Annotated in this window: 13 protein-coding genes; 5 read left to right on the plus strand and 8 right to left on the minus strand. The window is 67.1% G+C overall.

Annotation, left to right across the window (positions count from 1 at the left end; translation table 11 throughout):
- Positions 1–53 precede the first annotated feature (53 nt).
- Both ACVWYO_RS08770 and ACVWYO_RS08775 read left to right on the plus strand, forming a co-directional pair.
- On the plus strand, positions 54–1,679 hold the full coding sequence (locus ACVWYO_RS08770) for an alkaline phosphatase D family protein (RefSeq protein WP_457349958.1): 1,626 nt from the start codon (positions 54–56) through the stop codon (positions 1,677–1,679).
- Between the two features lie 81 nt (positions 1,680–1,760).
- Entirely contained in the window at positions 1,761–2,768 is a 1,008-nt protein-coding gene (locus tag ACVWYO_RS08775) for a LacI family DNA-binding transcriptional regulator (protein ID WP_457349960.1), read from the plus strand.
- A gap of 10 nt (positions 2,769–2,778) precedes the next feature.
- On the opposite strand, the gene ACVWYO_RS08780 is transcribed toward ACVWYO_RS08775, so the two are convergent.
- Entirely contained in the window at positions 2,779–3,819 is a 1,041-nt protein-coding gene (locus ACVWYO_RS08780) for a YeiH family protein (protein ID WP_457349963.1), read from the minus strand.
- A 288-nt stretch (positions 3,820–4,107) separates the two neighbouring features.
- Between ACVWYO_RS08780 and ACVWYO_RS08785 the strand changes: the two genes are divergently transcribed.
- Complete coding sequence (locus tag ACVWYO_RS08785; RefSeq protein ID WP_457349965.1) at positions 4,108–5,307, plus strand: MFS transporter; 1,200 nt, start codon at positions 4,108–4,110, stop codon at positions 5,305–5,307.
- Positions 5,308–5,455: 148 nt separating this feature from the next.
- Here ACVWYO_RS08785 and ACVWYO_RS08790 read toward each other — a convergent pair whose 3' ends face one another.
- Positions 5,456–7,813 (minus strand): TonB-dependent receptor, encoded by a 2,358-nt coding sequence (locus tag ACVWYO_RS08790; RefSeq protein WP_457349967.1) that lies wholly within the window; start codon positions 7,811–7,813, stop codon positions 5,456–5,458.
- Positions 7,814–7,916: 103 nt separating this feature from the next.
- Positions 7,917–9,011: a Gfo/Idh/MocA family protein gene (locus tag ACVWYO_RS08795; protein WP_457354920.1), complete on the minus strand. Its 1,095-nt coding sequence runs from the start codon at positions 9,009–9,011 to the stop codon at positions 7,917–7,919.
- Positions 9,012–9,046: 35 nt separating this feature from the next.
- On the opposite strand from ACVWYO_RS08795, the gene ACVWYO_RS08800 reads away from it, so the two are divergent.
- Entirely contained in the window at positions 9,047–9,955 is a 909-nt protein-coding gene (locus ACVWYO_RS08800) for an aldo/keto reductase (RefSeq protein ID WP_457349969.1), read from the plus strand.
- Entirely contained in the window at positions 9,952–11,022 is a 1,071-nt protein-coding gene (locus ACVWYO_RS08805; RefSeq protein ID WP_457349971.1) for an LLM class flavin-dependent oxidoreductase, read from the plus strand. Before ACVWYO_RS08800 ends, ACVWYO_RS08805 begins: the two co-directional genes overlap by 4 nt.
- A gap of 205 nt (positions 11,023–11,227) precedes the next feature.
- Here the strand turns inward: ACVWYO_RS08805 and ACVWYO_RS08810 are convergent, their stop codons facing one another.
- From ACVWYO_RS08810 to ACVWYO_RS08830, 5 genes are all read right to left on the minus strand, one after another.
- Positions 11,228–12,247, minus strand: a complete 1,020-nt coding sequence (locus ACVWYO_RS08810) for an oxidoreductase (RefSeq protein ID WP_457349973.1) — start codon at positions 12,245–12,247, stop codon at positions 11,228–11,230.
- 9 nt (positions 12,248–12,256) lie between these two features.
- Positions 12,257–13,252 carry an alpha/beta hydrolase gene (locus ACVWYO_RS08815; RefSeq protein WP_457349975.1) on the minus strand — a complete coding sequence of 332 codons (996 nt, stop codon included), beginning with the start codon at positions 13,250–13,252 and terminating at the stop codon, positions 12,257–12,259.
- 75 nt (positions 13,253–13,327) lie between these two features.
- Positions 13,328–16,285: a TonB-dependent receptor gene (locus ACVWYO_RS08820; protein ID WP_457349977.1), complete on the minus strand. Its 2,958-nt coding sequence runs from the start codon at positions 16,283–16,285 to the stop codon at positions 13,328–13,330.
- 218 nt (positions 16,286–16,503) lie between these two features.
- Positions 16,504–18,075: a carboxylesterase/lipase family protein gene (locus ACVWYO_RS08825; protein WP_457349979.1), complete on the minus strand. Its 1,572-nt coding sequence runs from the start codon at positions 18,073–18,075 to the stop codon at positions 16,504–16,506.
- Positions 18,062–19,066, minus strand: coding sequence for a sugar kinase (locus ACVWYO_RS08830; protein WP_457349981.1), 1,005 nt, complete (start codon positions 19,064–19,066; stop codon positions 18,062–18,064). The genes ACVWYO_RS08825 and ACVWYO_RS08830 overlap by 14 nt, the downstream gene beginning before the upstream one ends.
- Positions 19,067–19,181: the final 115 nt, after the last annotated feature.

Here is a 19,181-nt window from a genome sequence, read left to right on the forward strand (position 1 = left end):
CGAACGCGCCATATCCCGGTGGCAGGGGATCGCAACCATCTGGAGATCCGCGCATGACCATCCGTATCGACCGTCGCTCCTTCCTGCTGACCGGCTCGCTGGGGATCGGCGCCTTTGCCGTCCCGGGCTTCGCACAGACGCCTTCGGTCGCCGCGGCGCGCGGCTTCACCCATGCGGTCGCGAGCGGCGAGCCGGGCGCGGATACGATGCTGCTCTGGACGCGCTACGTGCCCACGAGCGGGGACACCGCCGAACTGCGCGTAGAACTGTCCGAATCCCCCGATTTCGCGCGCGTCGCGGCGGGCGGATCGCAGATCACGGGGGTATGGCGCGATTTCACCGCCAAGATCACGGTCGACGGGCTCAAGCCCGGAACGCGCTATCACTATCGCTTCGTCGCGCCCGACGGCAGCTTCTCGCCGGTCGGCACGACGCGCACGCTCCCGGTCGGCCCGGTCGATCGCTTCCGCACTGCGACCTTCTCCTGCTCGAACATGCCGTATGGCTTCTTCAACGCCTATGCGCACGCCGCCGCGCGCGACTACATAGACCTTGCGATCCATCTCGGCGATTACTTCTACGAATATCGCACGGGCGACTATCCCGCGCACAAGGATCAAGTCGCCGGGCGCGTGCCCCTGCCCGCGACCGAACTGCTCCACCTCGCCGACTATCGCATCCGCTATGCCAGCTATCGCAGCGACCCGGCCTTGCAGGCGCTCCACCAGAAACTGCCGATGATCGTGCAGTGGGACGATCATGAATCGGCCAATGACAGCTGGGAAGGTGGCGCCGAAAACCATCAGGCCGACGAAGGCGACTGGAATGCGCGCCGTGCCGCCTCGATCCAGGCGTATCGCGAATGGATGCCGGTTTCGGACGAGCCGTGGAAGGCATATGAGATCGGCACGCTCGCCACGCTGTTCCGCACCGAAACGCGTCTCCTGGCGCGCACCAAGCAACCCGATGTCGCGGCTTTGTTCAAGGAAACCGATCCGACCGCCGCGCTGACGGCGTTCCGCAACGGCGCCTGGATGGACCCGGCGGTGACGATGATGGGCAGCCAGCAGGAAAGCTGGCTCAGCCATGCGATGGCGCAATCGGTCCGCGCCGGGCAGCGCTGGCAGGTGGTCGGCTTCGGCACGATCATGGGCGAGACGGTGATGCCGCAGGACGCGCTCGCCTGGGTCGCCGCCGATGCGCCGGCGCGGGCGAAGACCTACATCCTCGCCGGCGTCGCCGCGGCAAAGGCAGGCCTGCCGTTCAATTACGACAATTGGGGCGGCTATCCCGCGGCGCGTGCACGCTTTCTCAAGGGTGCCCAGGCGCTCGGCGCGAATTTGATCGTGCTGTCGGGCGACAGCCACAATGCCTGGGCGTACGATCTCGGCCAGGACGGCAAGCCCGCCGGTGTCGAATTTGCCGGCCACGCGGTCAGCTCGCCCGGGTATGAAGCCGCCTCGCGCACCGATCCCAAGGTGATCGCGGCGACGCTGGTCCGCGCCAATCCCGAGCTCAAATGGTGCGATACGTCGCGCCGCGGCTATATGGCGATGACGTTGACGCCGGCCAAGGCGAGCAACGACTGGATCATGGTGGAAACGATCAAGGCTGCGAGCACCACCGCGAGCGTCGGACACACCGCGACGATCGAACGCGGCCGCAACACAATGGCATAACCCGTCGCTCGGGGCGGATGCGTATTGCCGACCCGGCCCTGCTGCGGCACACCCGCAGCAGGGCAAAGGGGAGCCGGCATTTTGCGCGTGACGATCAAGGACGTATCGCGAGTTTCGGGGGTGTCGATCAAGACCGTCTCGCGCGTCCTCAACAAGGAGCGCTATGTCGGGACCGAAACGCGCGCCAAGGTCGAGGCCGCGGTCGCCGAGCTCAACTTCCGACCGAGCACCGCGGCGCGCTCGCTCGCGGGCAAGCGCAGCTTCCAGATCGCGCTGATCTGCGACAATCCCAGCCCCTATTACGTTTATGAGATGCAGTCGGGCATCCGTGACCGCTGTGCGCAGGACGGGGTGCGGATGATCGCGCAACCGTATGACCGCAACGCCGCCACGTTGCTCGACGATATCGAGAATCTGGTCGATGCGACGCATGTCGATGGGCTGATCCTGACCCCACCGGTGTCGGACCATCCGCAGGTGCTCGAATTGCTCGAACGGCGCGGCGTGCGCTTCGTCCGCGTCTCGCCGGGGAGTGCGGTCGATCTGGCGAGCTCGACCTGTATCGACAATGAGCGCGCGGCGCGGGTGATGACGACGCATCTGCTCGAGCTCGGGCATCGCCGGATCGGCTTCATCGCCGGGCATCCGAGCTATGCGACGAGTGGCCAGCGGATGCGCGGCTATGCGCGCGCACTCGGGCAGGAGGGGTTGCCGCTCGATCCGATCCTGGTGCGCGAGGGCAGCTACGACTTCGCCTCGGGCGCGCGGGCGGCGGAGGAGTTGCTGGCGCTCACCGCGCCGCCGACCGCGATCTTCGCGTCGAGCGACGATATGGCGGCAGGCGTGCTGACCGTCGCGCATCGTCGCGGCCTGACGGTACCGGGGCAACTGTCGGTCGCGGGGTTCGACGATACCACGCTCGCGGGCTTCGTCTGGCCGCCGCTCACCACGATCCGGCAGCCGACGCGCGAGATGGCGTATCAGGCGGCCGATCTGCTGCTCAGCCCCGCCGACGCGCCGATCGAGCGGCGCGAGGTGGCGTTCGAGCTGATCGTGCGCGAATCGACTGGCCCCGTCGCCGTCGGTTGAAGAGGCGCCGTCAGCCGATCAGCAGCAGTGCCGCCGCCAGCGCCAGGCCAAACGCCACCAGCGTCGCGATCAGGATCACCAGCAGCGGCTTGGGCCCCGCCTCGAGCAATTGCGCGAGCGGCGAACGGATCGCGGTCGCGGTCACGGCGGTCGCGAGCATCGCTGCGGCGGCCTTCTCGGCTCCGCTCGCGACGATCGGCGGAATAACGCCGAACGAATTGATGCCGGCGAGCACGAAGAAGCCGATCACGAACCACGGCACCCCCGGCCCCTTGGCGGCGCCCTCCCCGCCACCGCCCCAACGCGCAAGCCCCATCGCCACCACCGCGAGCACCGGGGCGAGCAAAGCGACACGCGTCAGCTTGACGATCGCGGCGATCCCGCCCGCGCCGTCCGAATAGGAATAGCCCGCGCCGAGCGCCTGCGCGACGTCGTGGATCGCCGCGCCGAGCAGGAAACCAGCCTTGAGGTCGCTCATGTGGAAGGCGTGCGCGACGAGCGGATACAGCATCATCGCGCTCGCGCTCATCGCTGAGATACCGACCAGCACCAGCGTCAGTTGCGCCTGTGTCGTGCGTTTTTCGCCGAGCGTCGTCGCCAGCGCCATCGCCGCGCTCGCGCCGCAGATCGCGACCGACCCGCCCGCGAGGATGCCGAACGCGGTATCGAAGCCGAAGCGCCGCGCGGCGAGGATCCCCGCCCCCATCGTCAGCGCGACGATCAGCACGACGCACAGCAATGCGACCGGCCCGAGCGCAACGATCTGCCCGAAGGTGATCCGTACACCCACGAGCACGATCCCCCAGCGCAGCAGCGAGCGCGAGGCGAAAGCGAGACCGGGCGTGAGCCGCGAATCCGCGCTGAGAAAATTGAGCGCGAGCCCGATCAGCAACGCCATCAGCGTCAGCGGTACGCCGTAATGATCCGACAGGAAGCCCGCGGCAAGCGTCCCCATCGCCACCACCACGAGCCCCGGGACATAGCCGCGCCAGTCATGCTTGGGCGCAGCTTCGATGTCGCCGTACAGGTCGCTATAAAGATCGGCGGCCATCGGGAGCGGACGTCTCGCTTGCCGGAAGGTCTCCATCGTGCGTCCGCGCCCTCTCCGTCACCCCGGGCTTGTCCCGGGACCCACCGTGCCGCACACAGCACCGTCCCGCCATGCGGACCGGTGGCCCCAGAGACAAGCCCGGGGTGACGGACAAGAACAGCCTAGCCCAGACGTCGGGATTGTGACAACGCTGTCTCAAGAAAAAGATGGGAGTGGATGGCAATGGCGTTCAGGGGGGCAATCAGAGGGACAATCAGGGGCGCGGCGGCGCGCTGGATCATCGTCGCGATGGTATTCGTCGCGGTGATGCTCAATTATGTCGACCGTCAGATCCTCGCGCTGCTGAAACCGACGCTCGAGGCGCAGTTCCAATGGTCCGATCAGGACTATGCCAATATGGGCACCGCCTTCCAGATCGCGACGGCATTCGCCTTTCTGGGCACCGGCTGGTTCCTCGATCGCGTCGGCTTGCGGCTCGGCTTCGCGCTCGGCGTGCTGATCTGGAGCTTGGCGGGCATGGCACATGCCTTCGCCACCTCGGTTCCGGCCTTCTTCGCGGCGCGCATCGTGCTCGGCATCGCCGAATCGGTCGGCACGCCGGCGGCGGTCAAATCGGCGGCGACGTATTTCAACCACAAGGACCGCCAGATCGCGCTCGGCATCGGCAACACCGCGCCCAATATCGGCGCGATCATAACGCCGCTGTTCATCCCTGCCCTTGCGGTCGCGTTCGGCTGGCAGGCGGCATTCCTGCTCGCGGGCGGGCTGGGCGTCGTCTGGGTTGTCGTGTGGTTCGCGATCCGCATCAAGCCGGTCGCGCTCGATGCGGTCGCGCCGGCGCCGGTGCCATGGCTGAGCGTATTGCGCAGCCGCGAGACCGCCGCGATCGCAATCGCCAAGGTGCTGTCGGATCAAGTGTGGTTCTTCATGCTGCTGTGGCTGCCCGACCTGTTCCACCGGCTGTTCGGGCTTCCGCAGGGCACGCTCGGGCTGCCGGTGGCGCTGGTCTATGTGCTCGCGGCGTGCGGCGCGCTGACCGGCGGCTTCCTGCCATCGCGGCTGATGGCGATGGGGTGGAGCGTCAACCGTGCGCGCAAGACCGCGATGCTGGGCTATGCCTTGCTCGTGCTGCCGGTGGTGTTCGTCCAGTCGGTGTCGAGCCCGTGGAGTGCGGCGTTGCTGCTTGGCCTCGTGCTGTTCGCGCATCAGGGCTTTTCGACCAACGTGTTCGGCGTGACGACCGACATCACCCCGGCGCGCTCGGTCGGCTCGCGCATCGGGATCGCGGCGTTCTGCGGCAATCTGTGTTCGATCGGGATGATCCAGTTCCAGGCCTATGCGCTGGCGCACGGCTGGGGCTATGCGCCCGCGCTGACGATCTGCGCAGCGTCGTATCTGGCGGCGCTGCTGGCGATCCACCTGCTGATCCCGGTGATCGTGCCGATCGACGAGAGCGAGCGTGGCGACGGGTTCGTGGCAGCGCACTGATCCTCCCCCGGGAACCGGGGGAGGGGGACCATGAGCATTTAGCGAAGGGTGGAAGGGGACTCGCCGCGAGCGCACCGCTCGTGGGAGAGGCCCCCTCCGTCAGCCTTCGGCTGCCACCTCCCCCGGTGCCGGGGGAGGATTTTAGAGGCTAGAACGTCACGCGACCGGTCACGCCGAAGTACCGATCGGCATCGCGCGGGATCTGATAGCGATAGGCCTGCCCCGGCCCGCCATTGATGATCGACGCGGCGAAGCTCTGGTCGAACAGGTTCCGCACCTGGAAGGTCAGCTTGTAATGCTCATCCTTGCTGACGAGCCCCGCCGACAGATTGACCAGACCATATGCCCCGATCGTCCCGAGCTGCCGCTGCACCGCATCGGCTGAGAACAACCCCAGCTGGCTGCTCTGATACGACCCCTGCGCGCCCAGCAGGATATCCGCGAACCCGCCGGTGCGGACGCGGTAATCGACACCGAGATTGCCCTTCCACTTCGGCGCGAAGCCGAGCGGCGTCCCCGACGGCACGACCGCCGCGCCGAGCGGCGCCTTGAACGCATCGACATGCGCATCGGTGTAGGCGACGCCGCCGGTCAGGCTGAGATCGCGCATCGGCCGGAAGGTCGTGTCGAGCTCGACCCCGCGCGTCGAAACGTCGCCGGCATTGGTGAAGCGCGTGACGACCACGCCCGCCACCAGGTCGGGGTTGTTCGCCTGGAAATTATGATATTTCGCGTAATAGGCCGCCAAATTGAGCGTCAGCTTGCCGCCGAAGAAGGTGTTCTTTAGCCCGACTTCGTACGAATCCGACGTCTCCGGCGCGATCACGTTGGTACCGGTCGCGGTCAGGTTGAAGAAGACGTTGAACGCCGGCCCCTTATAGCCGCGCGCATAGGTCGCATATGCGGTCGATCCGCGCGAAATGTCGAACTGAACGCCGGCCTTGCCCGACAGATTCTCGTTGGTCGCCTTGGCGGTGAAGGGCACGCCGTTCGATACGCCGCCGCCGAGACCGTTATTGTAGACGCCGGCGTCGAAATTGCCGTTGATGCCCGGCCCGGCGAGCGTCGTGCGGCGGATGTGGAACACGTCGAGCTGGTCGACCGTGTAACGCAAGCCGCCAATCACCCGGAAGCGCGCCGCGATATTGATCGTCCCCTGCCCGAACAACGCGAAATTCTTGAACACCGATCCGAAATCGGCGGTCCCGGTTGGGAAGGTCGAGGGCGCCGCGAGCGCGCTCGAGCACGGCGTCAGCGCGGTCGGCGCGGGCGCTGCGGCCGACGTGCAGACCTGATCGTTGCGCGTGAAGATCCGCTCGCTCTCGGCACGCGAATAATAGGCACCGAGCACATAGGTGAGGAATTGGTTGCCCGGCGAGGTCAGCCGCAATTCCTGGCTGAAGGTGTTGCCGGTCTGCGGCCCGAAATCGTGGAGCTGGTTGAAGCCGATATACGCAGCGGGCAGGAAATCGCCGTCGCGAATCTCGGTATTCTTATAGTTGCGATAGGCGGTGATCGAGGTGACGGTCTGCGTCCCCGCCTCGATATCGGCCTGGAGCGAGAAGCCGTAGCCGGTCTCGGTCGTGCGCGTGACGAGGTTCTGCGCAAGCTCGCGCGTATTGGTACCGCGTGGCGTCGGCAGCGCCGCGGTCGAAGCGTTGGTAATGACGGCACCGGTCGCGGTGTTGATCGGCCCGGTGGCGATCACCTCGCCGCAGCAATCGTCATCGTTGTGATGATAATCGGCAATGAAGGCGAGCTTCACGTTCGGGCCGGCATCGGCATCGACCTGCAGGCGGCCGCCATAATGTTCCCAGCCATTGACCAGCTTGCCCGTGGTCGTGTTGCGGATGTTGCCGTCATAATTGGTGTAGAAACCGGTCAGCCGCGAGCGCAGCCCCTCGGCGAGCGGCACGTTGAGCACCGCGCGACCGCGATATTCGCTGTCGGTGAAGAAGCCCGCCTCGACATAGCCGCCAAGCGTGCTCGTCGGCTTCTTCGAGATGATGTTGATCACGCCCGCCGATGCGTTCTTGCCGAACAGCGTACCCTGCGGCCCGCGCAGCACTTCGAGCTGATCGATATCGACGAGATCGCCGAACGCTTCGCCAGCGCGCGCGAACACGACACCATCGACCACGGTCGAGATCGACGGCTCGCCCGCGATCGAGAAGGTCGAGGTGCCGACGCCGCGCAGGAACAGCGACTGGTTGAGCGTCGTGCCCGATTTCAGGAAGTTGAGCGACGGCACGAGATATTGCGCGCCTTCGAGACTGGTCTTGCCCTGCGTCGCGAGCGCGTCGCCCGACACGACCGTCACCGCGACCGGCACGTCCTGCAGCCGCTCGGACCGCTTCTGCGCGGTGACGATGATGTCACCGGGAGCGGCGTCGTCGCGCGCTGCGGGTTCGGCTTGCGCGGGCACGGCTGGTGCGGCCTGGGCGAAGGCGGGCGTCGCGGAAAGCAGCGCCAGCGTGGCCGCCCCCGTCAGATACAGTGCTTTCATCAGTCATCCCCTCAGTTGATATCCCATCGTTGTGATGGGTATTATCGTACTTGCGTTCCTGACAGCGTAATCATGCTTGCCAGCAGTAAAGCTTTGCTTCGCGTCAGACTCCCAACTCGGCCATCTCGACGACGCGATGCTCGCGCGCGCTGATCTCGGCAGCGGTGCCGATCGCGACCGCCATCATCCCATCGCGCGCGGTCACGTCGACCGGCCCCGCCCCACGCACCGCAGCGTTGAAGCGCTGATGCTCATAATAGGTCGATCCGTGATGGCTGCCAGCGTTGAGCGCGGTTTCATCGGTATGGACGATGCGGCGCGTCGCCTGCTTGGGATTGCCGAAGCCGACGCGCGGGCTGTGGATCAGCGCGCCCTCAGGGATCAGCACGTCGAGCCGCGCGGCGCTGCCGACCGCGGTGATCTCTTCCTGATTCTCCGCCCCATCGGCGAACATCGACAGATCGAGCATCGCGCGCACGCCATTGGCGAAATCGACCGTCGTATAGCTGTTGTCGATGATGTCGGGCCGCTCGCCATCGTACGTTTCGTCGAGATGGTTTACGTCCATCGCGCCCGAACAATAGACGCGCACCGCCTCGCTCTGCGTGATCAGCCGCATCAGGTCGAAGAAATGGCAGCATTTCTCGACCATCGTCCCGCCGGTGTTGCGGTTGAAGCGGTTCCAGTCGGCGACCTTGACGAGGAACGGGAAGCGATGCTCGCGGATCGACAGCATCTGCAATTTGCCGATCTTGCCGCCATGGATGTCGGCGATAAATTCGGCCGCGGGCGGCATGTAGCGATATTCCATCGCGGTCCAGAACACGCGATCGGTCTGCGCCGCGCGATCGGTCTGCGCCGCGCGATCGACGATCCAGCGGCAATCGTCGAGCGTCGTCGCGAGCGGCTTTTCGCACAGGATGTGCAGGCCTGCGTCAAACAGCGGCTCGAGCACCGAACGGTGGGTGAAATTGGGGCTGGCGACAATCACCGCGTCGCACAGACCGCTGCTGGCGAGCGCCTCGACCGAATCGAATGCGGTCGCCTGCGCAGCCTTGTCGCCGAGCGCATCCTTCGCCCAGCCGAGCGACCCCGCCGCCGGATCGGCAAGCGCGGTCACCACCGCACCGGGCGTGATGGCGAGGTTGGTGATGTGCTCGACGCCCATCATCCCCGTACCGACCAGGCCATATCGCACTTGCTCTACCACGGGATTCGCCTCATATGACAACGATGTCTGAAATCATACTTACACCCGAAATGCGCCCGCTCGGCAAGAGCGGAATCATGGTCTCGCCGATTGCCTGGGGGATGTGGCGGTTCGCCGGCGTCACTCCGGCCGCGGGCAGCGCGCTGATCGAGGCGGCGTTTGCCGCTGGCGTCACGCTGTTCGACACCGCCGACATCTATGGCTTTAACGGCAGCGGCGGATTCGGCGATGCCGAGTCGCTGCTCGGGCAGATCTTCACCGCGACGCCGGGCATGCGCGACCGGATGGTGCTCGCGACCAAGGGCGGCATCACCCCGCCGGTGCCGTATGATTCGGGCCGCGACTATCTGATGGGCGCGCTCAAATCGTCGCTCAAGCGGCTGCAGGTCGAGCAGGTCGATCTCTATCAGATCCACCGCCCCGACATTCTCGCGCATCCGCAGGAAGTGGCGCGCACGCTGGAGGACATGGTCTCCAGCGGCAAGGTCCGCGCGGTCGGCGTGTCGAACTACACGATCGCACAGACGCAGGCGCTGGCCGCGCTGCTGACGATCCCGCTCGCGACCGTCCAGCCGGAATTCTCGCCGCTCGAGCTCGATCCGATCACCAACGGCCTGCTCGATCTCGCGATGGAGCGCGACGTGGCCGTGCTCGCCTGGTCGCCACTCGGCGGCGGGCGGCTCGGCGCGCCGACGGACGAACGCTCGACCGCAGTCGCTGCAGCGCTCGACGTGGTGGCGAACGCGGCAGGCGTGTCGCGCGCGGCGGCGACCTATGCCTGGATCATGGCGCATCCGGCGCGCGTGATCCCGATCGTCGGCACGCAGAATGTCGCGCGGATCGGCGAGATCGCCGACGTCTACAAGGTCACGTTCACCCGCCAGACGTGGTACGACGTGCTCGTCGCCGCGCGCGGGGAGAAGCTGCCGTGAGCACGCTGCCCCCTTGCGAGATCAGCTGGTTCTCGGCGCTGTGCGACGACGATTACGAGTTCCTCGGCGTCCCCGACGCCAAGCTCAAATCGAGCTGGGAGCATTGCCGCGACATCGTGCTGCAAGCCGAGAGCGGCGGGTTCGACAATATCCTGCTGCCGTCGGGCTATCAGCTCGGGATCGACACCACCGCCTTCGCCGCTGCGATCGCGCCGATGCTCAAGCGCATGGCGCTGCTGATGGCGGTGCGGATCGGCGAGACCTGGCCGCCGCAGCTCGCGCGCCAGATCGCGACGATCGACCGGCTGCTCGGCGGGCGGCTGACCGTCAACATCATCTCGTCGGACATGCCCGGCGAGACGCTCGGCTCGGCCCCACGTTATGCGCGCACCGTCGAGGCGATGCAGATCCTCAAGACCTTGCTCAACAGCGAGCCGCTCGACCATGACGGCGAATTCTGGAAGCTCAAGATCGATCCGCCGCGCGTCGGCACCGTCTCGGGCAAGGCGCCATTGCTGTACTTTGGCGGGCTCTCCCCCGACGCGCGCGAGGCCGCCGCCAAGGGCTGCGACGTATTCCTGATGTGGCCCGACAAGCAGGAGGTCGTCGCCGGCATCATCGCCGACATGACCGCCCGCGCCGCCGCGCACGGCCGCACGCTGAAATTCGGCTATCGCGCGCATGTCATCGTCCGCGACACCGAAGCCGAAGCGCGCACCGCCGCCGACCGCCTGCTGTCGAAGCTCGACGCGGCCGAGGGCGCGGCGATCCGGGCGAAATCGCTCGATTCGACCTCGGTCGGCGTCGCGGCCCAGGCCGCTTTGCGCGAGGGCGCGTCGGACGACGGCTATGCCGAGGCCAACCTGTGGACCGGCGTCGGGCGCGCGCGCTCGGGCTGTGGTGCGGCGATCGTCGGCGATCCCGACCAGGTCCTCGCCAAGCTCAACGCCTATCGCGAGATGGGCATCGAAGCGTTCATCCTCTCGGGCTACCCGCATGCCGCCGAGGCCGATCTGTTCGCGCGCCACGTGCTGCCAAACATCGACCATGGGGCGTTGGCACGCTGAAACGGGCCTGGCGCGTTCGATCTGGTGGATCGGATGCGCGCAGCGGCGCAGAGAACGCAGAGGAATAGCGCGCAAAGCGAAGGGAGCGACCTCTAGCAAGCGCGGGACGGACGGCGGTCCGCGCTGCCGTTAGCAGCCCTCGCGCTCTGCGTCCTCTGCGCCGCTGCGCGAGCCCACTCACCGCCGGCACGCGCGCCGACCGCGCTTACAGAGCGAGCCTCCGCCCAGCCGCCGCACTCTCGCGCGCAAGCGCGATCAAGCGCATCCCGGTCAGCGCGTCCCCCGCCGTCACCGGCGCTGCCGCCCCCGTAGTGATCGCGGCCACGACGCCTTCGTAATACCGCCGCCAGTCGCCGCGTTCGCTCGGGACCGCGCGCGCAACGCCGTCGGCATCGGTCAGCACGCCATAGGCCGCGGGCGCATCCTCGCCGAAACCCGGCGTCGTCGGCGCAAGCCCCGCCCGCAGCACCGCTTCCTGCGGGTCGATGCCGTGCTTGACGAAGCTCCCGCCCGCCCCGTGCAGCGCGAAGCGCGGGCGCGGTGCCGCCAGCAGCGTCGCCGCCGAGACGATCACCCGGCGCGCGCCATAGGCGAGCGTGATCTCGAAATAATCCTCGGTCTCCGCCGCGGGGCGTTGCGTCACGAGGTCCGCGGTCAACGCCTCGGGCATCCCGAACAGCTGCAGCGCCTGGTCCAACAGATGCGGTCCAAGATTGTTGAGCAGCCCCGCCCCCGCAGTCTCGCGCCAGCCGGGGATGATCGCCGGACGGAAGCGATCCCAGCGCAGTTCGGCAAGCGCGATCTCGCCGAGCGTCCCCGCGTCGATCAGCGTGCGCGCGGTAAGGAAATCGCCATCCCAGCGGCGATTGTGGAACGCCGACAGCATCAGACCCCTCGACTCGGCGAGCGTAATCAGCGCTGCGCCATCGGCAGGATCGGTGACGAACGGCTTGTCGATCACGACCGACTTGCCCGCCTCGAGCGCCGCCTTGGCGAGCGGCGCGTGGAGATGGTCGGGCGTGGCGATCACCACGAGGCCGATGTCGGGATCGGCGAACAGCGCCTCGGCATCGGCGACCGCCTTCGCCTGCGGCCAGTCGCGCGCCACCGCGTCGGCGCGCGAGGTGACCACGCTTACAAGCCGCAACCCCGGCACCGCGCCGATCAGCGGCGCATGGAAGGAAGCTCCGGCGAGCCCGTACCCGATCAGTCCGACATCTATCATCGGCGCACCCTAGCCGAGCCCTTGCGTCCGTGCCCAGGCCAGAAACAGCTCGGGCCACGCCTCGGCGGGCTTGCCCATCGCGCGCCGCAGCCCGAAGCCGTGCCCGCCGCTGGTGAAGAGATGCGTTTCGACCGGCACCTTCGCGGCCTTGCACGCGGCGCGGAATTCGATCGTATTCTCGACATCGACCGTCGCGTCGTCCTCGGCATGGACGAGGAAGCAGGGCGGTGTCTTGCCCGTGACGTTCCGCGCCGTGGAATGCGCCGCGGCAAGCGCCGCGCTCGCCCCGCGCCCGATCAGCAAATCGCGCGATCCGGGATGCGCGAGCCTCGGGGCCATCGACTGGACGGCATAGATCAACGCCGCCACGTCGGGCCGGCTGGCGAGCCGATCGGCCGCGTCCACGGGCGTATAAACCGGCACATCAAAGCGCGTGGCGAGATCGCCGCAGACGTGCCCGCCCGCAGAGAAACCCATCGCCGCGATGCGTTCGGGGTAAATGCCGAAATCGCGCGCGCGCGACCGGATCACGCGCATCGCCCGCTGCGCATCGGCGAGCGCGACGTCGGGCCCTGCCGCCCAGCCCTCGCCCGGCAAGCGGTAGAAGAGCACGAACACGGTAAAGCCACGCGCCGCCAACCAGCGGCCGAGTTCATAGCCCTCCTTGTCGATCACCACGCGCGCATAGCCGCCGCCCGGCGCGACCAGCACCGCCGACCCGTTGGCGATGCGCGGCCGGAACACGACGAGCCGCGGTCGGCCGATGCCTGTGACGGCGCGGTCCGTCAGCCCCGCCTCGGCGCTGCGCTCCACGACCGTCTCAACCGGCGGTTTGGCGGGCATACCCGGCGGGGCGTGCGGCCACAGGTCGATCGTCTCGTCGGGCTCGGGCAACCCCGCGACCGGCACCGCTCCGGCGGTGCGCGGTGGTGCGGTCTGCGCGGCGGCGGCCCCGGCGAGGCCGCTCGCGAGACTCCCGAGAATGGCGCTGCGGCGGTCGAACATCCTGCGGCTCCTGAAACAGCAGCGGACGATGCCGGCGTCGGCACCGTCCGCGAGGGGAGGAGAAAGCGTTCGGTATCAGAGCTTCATGCGGGCGCCGACCAGGATGGTGCGGCCGAAATGGTTGTTCTCGTAATTCCGGTTCGCGTCGAGATCGGTGTAGCGATAGCGATAGGTGTCGGTGAGGTTGGTCCCCTCGATCGACATTTCGAGCCATTTGGTGAAGCGATAGCGCACCGACGCATCGAAGTTGGTCGTCGCGGTATAGCCTTCAAAGACGTTCCCGGTGCCGCTGTTCTGGTCGACATATGGCCCGCGATAGCTGATCGAGCCGCGCGCGCTGAACTTGGCATCCTCATAATAGAGCGTGCCGTTGAACGCCTTTTTCGAAAGCCCGAACAGCGTCGAGGTGCGCTGCACCGCCGCCGGCGCGACCAGCCGGCAGGTGAACTGCGTCGCGCACACCAGCGTCGACGGCCCGACCACGCCATAGCTTGCCGTGCTGTCGATGAAGGTCGCGTTGGCGATCCCGCCGAAATTCTTGAGGAAGCCCGGCAGGAACTTGAACGGCGCCTGCACCGACAGCTCGATGCCCTTGAGCGACGCGCCGGTCCCGTTGACCGTGGTGGAGATGCTGTAGAGCTGGTTGGGATCGAAATTGATGAACGCAGGCGAGCTCGGCGGAAGCACGGCCTTGGTCAGCCCGGCGTCGGCGAGCGTTCCCGTAATCGTGCTCGACACCGGGAAGCTGTCGATCGACTTCTTGAACAGTGCGATCGAGGCGATCGACTGCGGCGCGAAATACCATTCGAGCGCGAGATCGTAGGCAGTCGCGCGGAACGGATCGAGGAACGGGTTGCCGTTGGTGATCTTGTAGTTGAACCCGTCGACCGATCCGCCCGGCGTCAGATTGCCGAGCGACGGGCGCGTCATGACCTTGGCGACGGCGCCGCGGACGATGATGTTCTCGGTCGGGTAGAGCGCGACGTTGAGCGACGGCAGCCAATCGTCATAGTCGCGCTTGACGGTCGCCGCGACGCCGCTGACCAGACCGGTCGAGACCTGATCGGTCCGCACATACCGCACGCCCGCATTGAAGGCGTAGCGCAGGCCGAACAGTTCGCCCTTGGTGTCGAATTCGAGATAGGCGCCCTTGACCTCCTCCGACACGCTGCGCGTGTTGCCGGGATCGACCACGAGCGCGCGGCTGTACAGGTTGGTATAGGCAGCCGCGGCGGGAATGTTGGCGATCGCATATTGCGTCGTGGTCCCGGCGGGCTGCCCCGCAGACCCGAGGCTGACGATATCCGCCAGTGCCGATGTCACCGGAAAGCCATAGACCGACCCCGCCGCGATCGCCGAGCTCGGCGAGCAGGTGAGCGTGCCGAGCACGAGATCCTTGCCGCCATTGCCGCACACCACGGTATCGCGCGTGAACCCGACGGTATCGAAGCTGAACTTGCGATAGACGCCGCCCGCCTTGATCTGGAACCCCTCGGCGACGTCCCATTCGCCGCGCAGCTGCGCAGTGCGGAACTTGTTGACCGTGTCGGACGGGCGATCGCGGATTTCGGAGAGCTGATAGCTCGTCGGATCCGCGACATTGCCGCCGAACGTCAGCTTCGGGCTCGCCATGTTGGTGTAATCGTATTGATACCCCTGCGCCGCCTTGTTGTCGAACATGATCGTGGTTTCGACCGGGATGCTCGCATCCGATTTGGAAATGCCGCCGAGCAGCGTGAAGCGGAGTTTGTCGGTGACGTCCTGATCCCAGGTGCCACCGATCTGATAGAATTCGGTGCTCGACTTGCGCAGATAATGTTCGTTGCGGTTGTATGCGTCGTTGAGCGTCGCCGAGATCAGATTGTTGTTCGAATCATAGACCGGGTTGACCAGGTCAATCGACCGCTCGTTGCTGCGCATGAGCACTTCGGCCCATTGCTCCTCGCGGGTTTCCTTGAACTTCGAATAGAGCCCGTCGATCGAGATCTTGGTCTTCTCGGTCGGCGCGAACTGGACGCTGGCGGTGAGGCCGAGCCGCTCGCGGTCATGCTTGATCACGCCATAGCGCGGGATGCGCGGGTGGAAGGCGAGCGACGCCTTGTCGCACGCCGCGCTCGAGCGATAGACGCCGCCGCTGTTCGATGCGCGCGTCGTGAAGACCTGCGCCGCGCCGGTGCCGGTCGTATTGTAATAGCACGGCGTGCCATCGACCGAGTCGAACTGCGCCTGCGCCCAGCGCGTCGTATTGTTGCCGAGCTCGAGCGTGTCGAGCTTCGAATAGGCCCCGGAAACCGATACGCCGAAGGTCCCGGCGTCATTGCGCCACGACAGCAGCCCCGCGACGCGCGGACCGATCGTCTTGGCGAGCGTGTTGTACGAACCCTGCGCCGACAGCGCGCCGGTGAAGCCCGCTTTCTTTCCGCCAAGCGGATTGCCGGTGTTGAGATCGACCACCGCACCGAGCGACCCTTCGTCGAGCGAGGCCTCCGCGGTCTTGTGGACGACGAGCGAGCTGAACAGCTCAGAGGCGAAGACGTTGAAGTCGAACGCACGGTCGCGGTTCGCACTGGCGCCATCGGTCGAGGTTGCGACCGTCTCCATCCCGTTGACGCGGACGCGCGTGAATTGCGCGCCGAGGCCCCGCACGGTGATCGCGCGGCCCTCGCCGGCGTCGCGCTGGATCGAGATGCCGGGGATACGCTGAAGGGATTCGGCGAGGTTCTGGTCGGGGAATTTCGCGATGTCCTCGGCAACGATCGAATCGACCGCGGCGACCGAATTCTTCTTTACGTTGAGCGCCGCCTGGAGCGACTGGCGGAAGCCGGTGACGACGATGTCCTGCCCGGTCGCATCGGCGGCAGAATCGGGGGTCGTGTCGGCGGTCTGGCTGTCGACCGGACCCGCGGTGACCGGCTGCGCGGGCGAGCCCGGCGCGGCCTGTGCCAGCGCGGCGGCAGGCAGCAGCAAGGCGGCGACGATCGCACCCGCCGAGACGCCGTGCTGCAGCTTCAGGCTTTTGGAAAGTGTGCTCATTTCTCATCCCCCCTAACCGCCGCGAAACGTCGCGCAGCGGTGATTGACACCGGTTGCCGATCCGGCCCCCTGGTGGAGCCTCGGAACAGCGAACAACAGAGGGAAATGCGCGCCTGTACGGCGTGTGGCTCCTCTCCTGCCCGACGGTCGCTCTTCGGCGATCTCGTCCTGACGCTTAAATGTCGCCTTTGGTAACCGGTGTCAACGGCGTTTTTGAGTCAGCTGCCCGGCTGGATATAGGGCGCGCGCGCAAACAGTTCGCGCTGCCAGCGACGCGGATCATCCGCGCGTTGCGACACGGCGTCGATCATCATCGTCGCGCGCTGCGGCAGGTCGTAGCGCGGCCAGGCCGGCAGGCCGGGATGGTTGGGATCGCCCGTCTTGGCGAGCGCGACGAAGCTGTCCTGCAGCGCCTGCGACGCGCCGCGCGCATCCGCGCCAATGCCCGTCTGCGACCCCCGTGCACCGAGCGTGCCGAACACCAGCGGGATGTCCATCGTATGAAAGGCTCCGCGCCGCGGATCGGTGCGCGAGCCGAAATTGACCTGATAGACCCAGGCCGGCGCGCCGGCGCGCGCGCGCGCCTCGGCCTCGATCACTTGCCCGCGCCAGCTGCGCCCCGCAGTGGTCGCGCCGTAGAAGACGTCGGTCGGCGACCAATCGGGGAAATGCGCGCGATATTCGGACACGACCCATTCGGGGAGCACGTCGATCCGCAATTCGGGCGCCATCCGTGCGGCGATATTGTCCCAGCCGAGCCCCTTGATCTTGGGTCCGTCGATCGGAATGAAACCGCGCGTCTCGTCGCGGACATTGCCGAGGATCAGCGGAATGCCGAGCCCCTGCGGATTGGCGTCGGGCCAGAATGGGTGGCGCACCAGCCATTTCATGTCGAGCACCGGCCCGAAATAGACCCCGCCGCCCAGGATCGGATCGGTCGCGTCGAGCGCTGCGACGAGCCGCTCGTGCGGCATCGCCAGCAACGGCGCGAGATTGCGCTCGTCGACCCCGAGCTTGGCAAGATAGGCGCGCGTCCGCGCGGTCGCGTTGAGCGGACCCGACGCGGTGACTTGCTGGCCGCTCATCGTCGCCGCGCGCTGGAACAGCCCGCGTGCGGCGGGCATCCCCAGCATCGTCGCGATCTTCGCGCCGCCGCCCGACTGGCCGAATACCAGCACGCGGTTGGGGTCTCCCCCGAACGCCGCGATATTGTCGCGCACCCATTTCAGCGCGAGGATCAGGTCGAGTTGCCCGGCATTGCCACTATCGGCAAAACGCGGATCGAGCCGCGCGAGATAGAGATAGCCGAGTGCGTTGAGCCGGTGGTTGACCGTGACCACCACGACATCGCCGCGCGCCGCGAGCGCCGCGCCGTCGTTGAGCGGATCGGTGACGCTGCCGTTCGAATAGGCGCCGCCATGGATGTAGAGCAGCACCGGCTTCGCGCGCGCCGCGCCCGGCCCGGTCCAGATGTTGAGGAATAGGCAATCCTCGGATTGCGCGCCGTAGCCCGTTCCGGTCTGCGGCGCGACCGGACCGAACTGTTCGGCGCGGTGGACGTCGCTGCCATAGCGGAACGGCGTCGGCGCGCGAAAGCGCTCGGCGCGACCGTAGCGGATGCCGCGGTACGCGACCGTGGTTCCGTCCCGGATGCCCTCGAAGCGGCCGGCCTGACACGCGATGGTGCGCGGCGCGGCTGGCCCCGCCGCGCGCAACCCGCTCGCGCCGAGCGCGATCGTCGCCGCGCCGCTGCCGAGCAGCGCGCGGCGGGTCAGCTCAGCGGCGGACATCGAGCCCGCCCGCCAGATACGCATCGATATCGGACTGGCGGAACAAGGAGGCATCGCCCGGCAGCGAATGCTTCAGCGCGGCGAGCGCAAGGCCGGTCTTCGCCGCTTCGCCAATGTCGCTACCGCGCCGCAAAGCGTGGAGCACGCCCGCGGCAAACGCATCGCCGCCACCGATTCGGTCGACGATCCCGGCAAGCACGACCTCCTCGGTCTGCGCATGGCTGTCACGCGTATCGATCCGCGCCGACAGGCGGTGCAGATCGACATGCTCGACGTGTCGCGCGGTCGAGGCGATCGTCTGGAGCTTGGGAAAGGCCTGGAATGCCGCGTCGACGGCTTCGCGCCGGCGATCCTCGCCAGCGCTGCCGAAATCGCGGTCGAGCAGCAGCGCGATATCGCGGTGGTTGCCGAACATGAGATCGGCATGCGCGACCAATTGCGTCAGGATGCCGCGCGGATCGCTGTCCCAGCGCTCCCACAATTTTCCGCGCCAATTGCCGTCGAACGAGATCGCGACGCCCTTGGCAGCAGCGGCTTCGGCCGCCGCGATCGCGCTGGCGGCGGGAACGGGCCCGAGCGCCGGGGTGATGCCCGACAGATGCAGCCGATCGACGCCGTCGAGCAGCGCATCCCAATCCCACGCTTCGGTCGGCGTTTCGGCGAAGGACGAGTACGCGCGGTCGTAGATCACCTCGGTCGCGCGCAGGCCCGCGCCCGAGGTGACGAAATACAGCCCCATCCGCTCGCCGCGCAGCAGGATGCCCTTGGTATCGACGCCCGACCCGCGCAGGCTGGTCAGCGCCGCACGGCCGAGATCGTTGTCGGGCACCGCACTCGCGACCGCGACGTCATGCCCGAGCCGGGCGAGCGCGCTCGCGACATTGGCTTCGGCGCCGGCGATCCATACGTCGAGCTTGGGCGTCTGCATCAGCAACTCGCGCCCGGGTGGCGACAGGCGCAGCATGAGTTCGCCGAATGCCAGAAACGTCATGTCACCCAATCCCCAACCGTCACCCCGGCCTCGTGCCGGGGTCCACTCCTAAACTCGACCCCACGCGTGCGGCACCGTGGGCCCGGGGACAAGCCCGGGGTGACCGTCGACTCTG

It is taken from the genome of Sphingomonas sp. UYP23 (assembly GCF_054059235.1).

What these genes read in the sequence shown, in the direction of transcription:
- ACVWYO_RS08770 (WP_457349958.1), top strand. Translation starts at nt 54, where the DNA reads ATGACCATCCGTATCGACCGTCGCTCCTTCCTGCTGACCGGCTCGCTG.
- ACVWYO_RS08780 (WP_457349963.1), bottom strand. Translation starts at nt 3,819, where the DNA reads ATGGCCGCCGATCTTTATAGCGACCTGTACGGCGACATCGAAGCTGCG.
- ACVWYO_RS08785 (WP_457349965.1), top strand. Translation starts at nt 4,108, where the DNA reads ATGGTATTCGTCGCGGTGATGCTCAATTATGTCGACCGTCAGATCCTC.
- ACVWYO_RS08790 (WP_457349967.1), bottom strand. Translation starts at nt 7,813, where the DNA reads ATGAAAGCACTGTATCTGACGGGGGCGGCCACGCTGGCGCTGCTTTCC.
- ACVWYO_RS08800 (WP_457349969.1), top strand. Translation starts at nt 9,047, where the DNA reads ATGTCTGAAATCATACTTACACCCGAAATGCGCCCGCTCGGCAAGAGC.
- ACVWYO_RS08810 (WP_457349973.1), bottom strand. Translation starts at nt 12,247, where the DNA reads ATGATAGATGTCGGACTGATCGGGTACGGGCTCGCCGGAGCTTCCTTC.
- ACVWYO_RS08815 (WP_457349975.1), bottom strand. Translation starts at nt 13,252, where the DNA reads ATGTTCGACCGCCGCAGCGCCATTCTCGGGAGTCTCGCGAGCGGCCTC.
- ACVWYO_RS08820 (WP_457349977.1), bottom strand. Translation starts at nt 16,285, where the DNA reads ATGAGCACACTTTCCAAAAGCCTGAAGCTGCAGCACGGCGTCTCGGCG.
- ACVWYO_RS08825 (WP_457349979.1), bottom strand. Translation starts at nt 18,075, where the DNA reads ATGTCCGCCGCTGAGCTGACCCGCCGCGCGCTGCTCGGCAGCGGCGCG.
- ACVWYO_RS08830 (WP_457349981.1), bottom strand. Translation starts at nt 19,066, where the DNA reads ATGACGTTTCTGGCATTCGGCGAACTCATGCTGCGCCTGTCGCCACCC.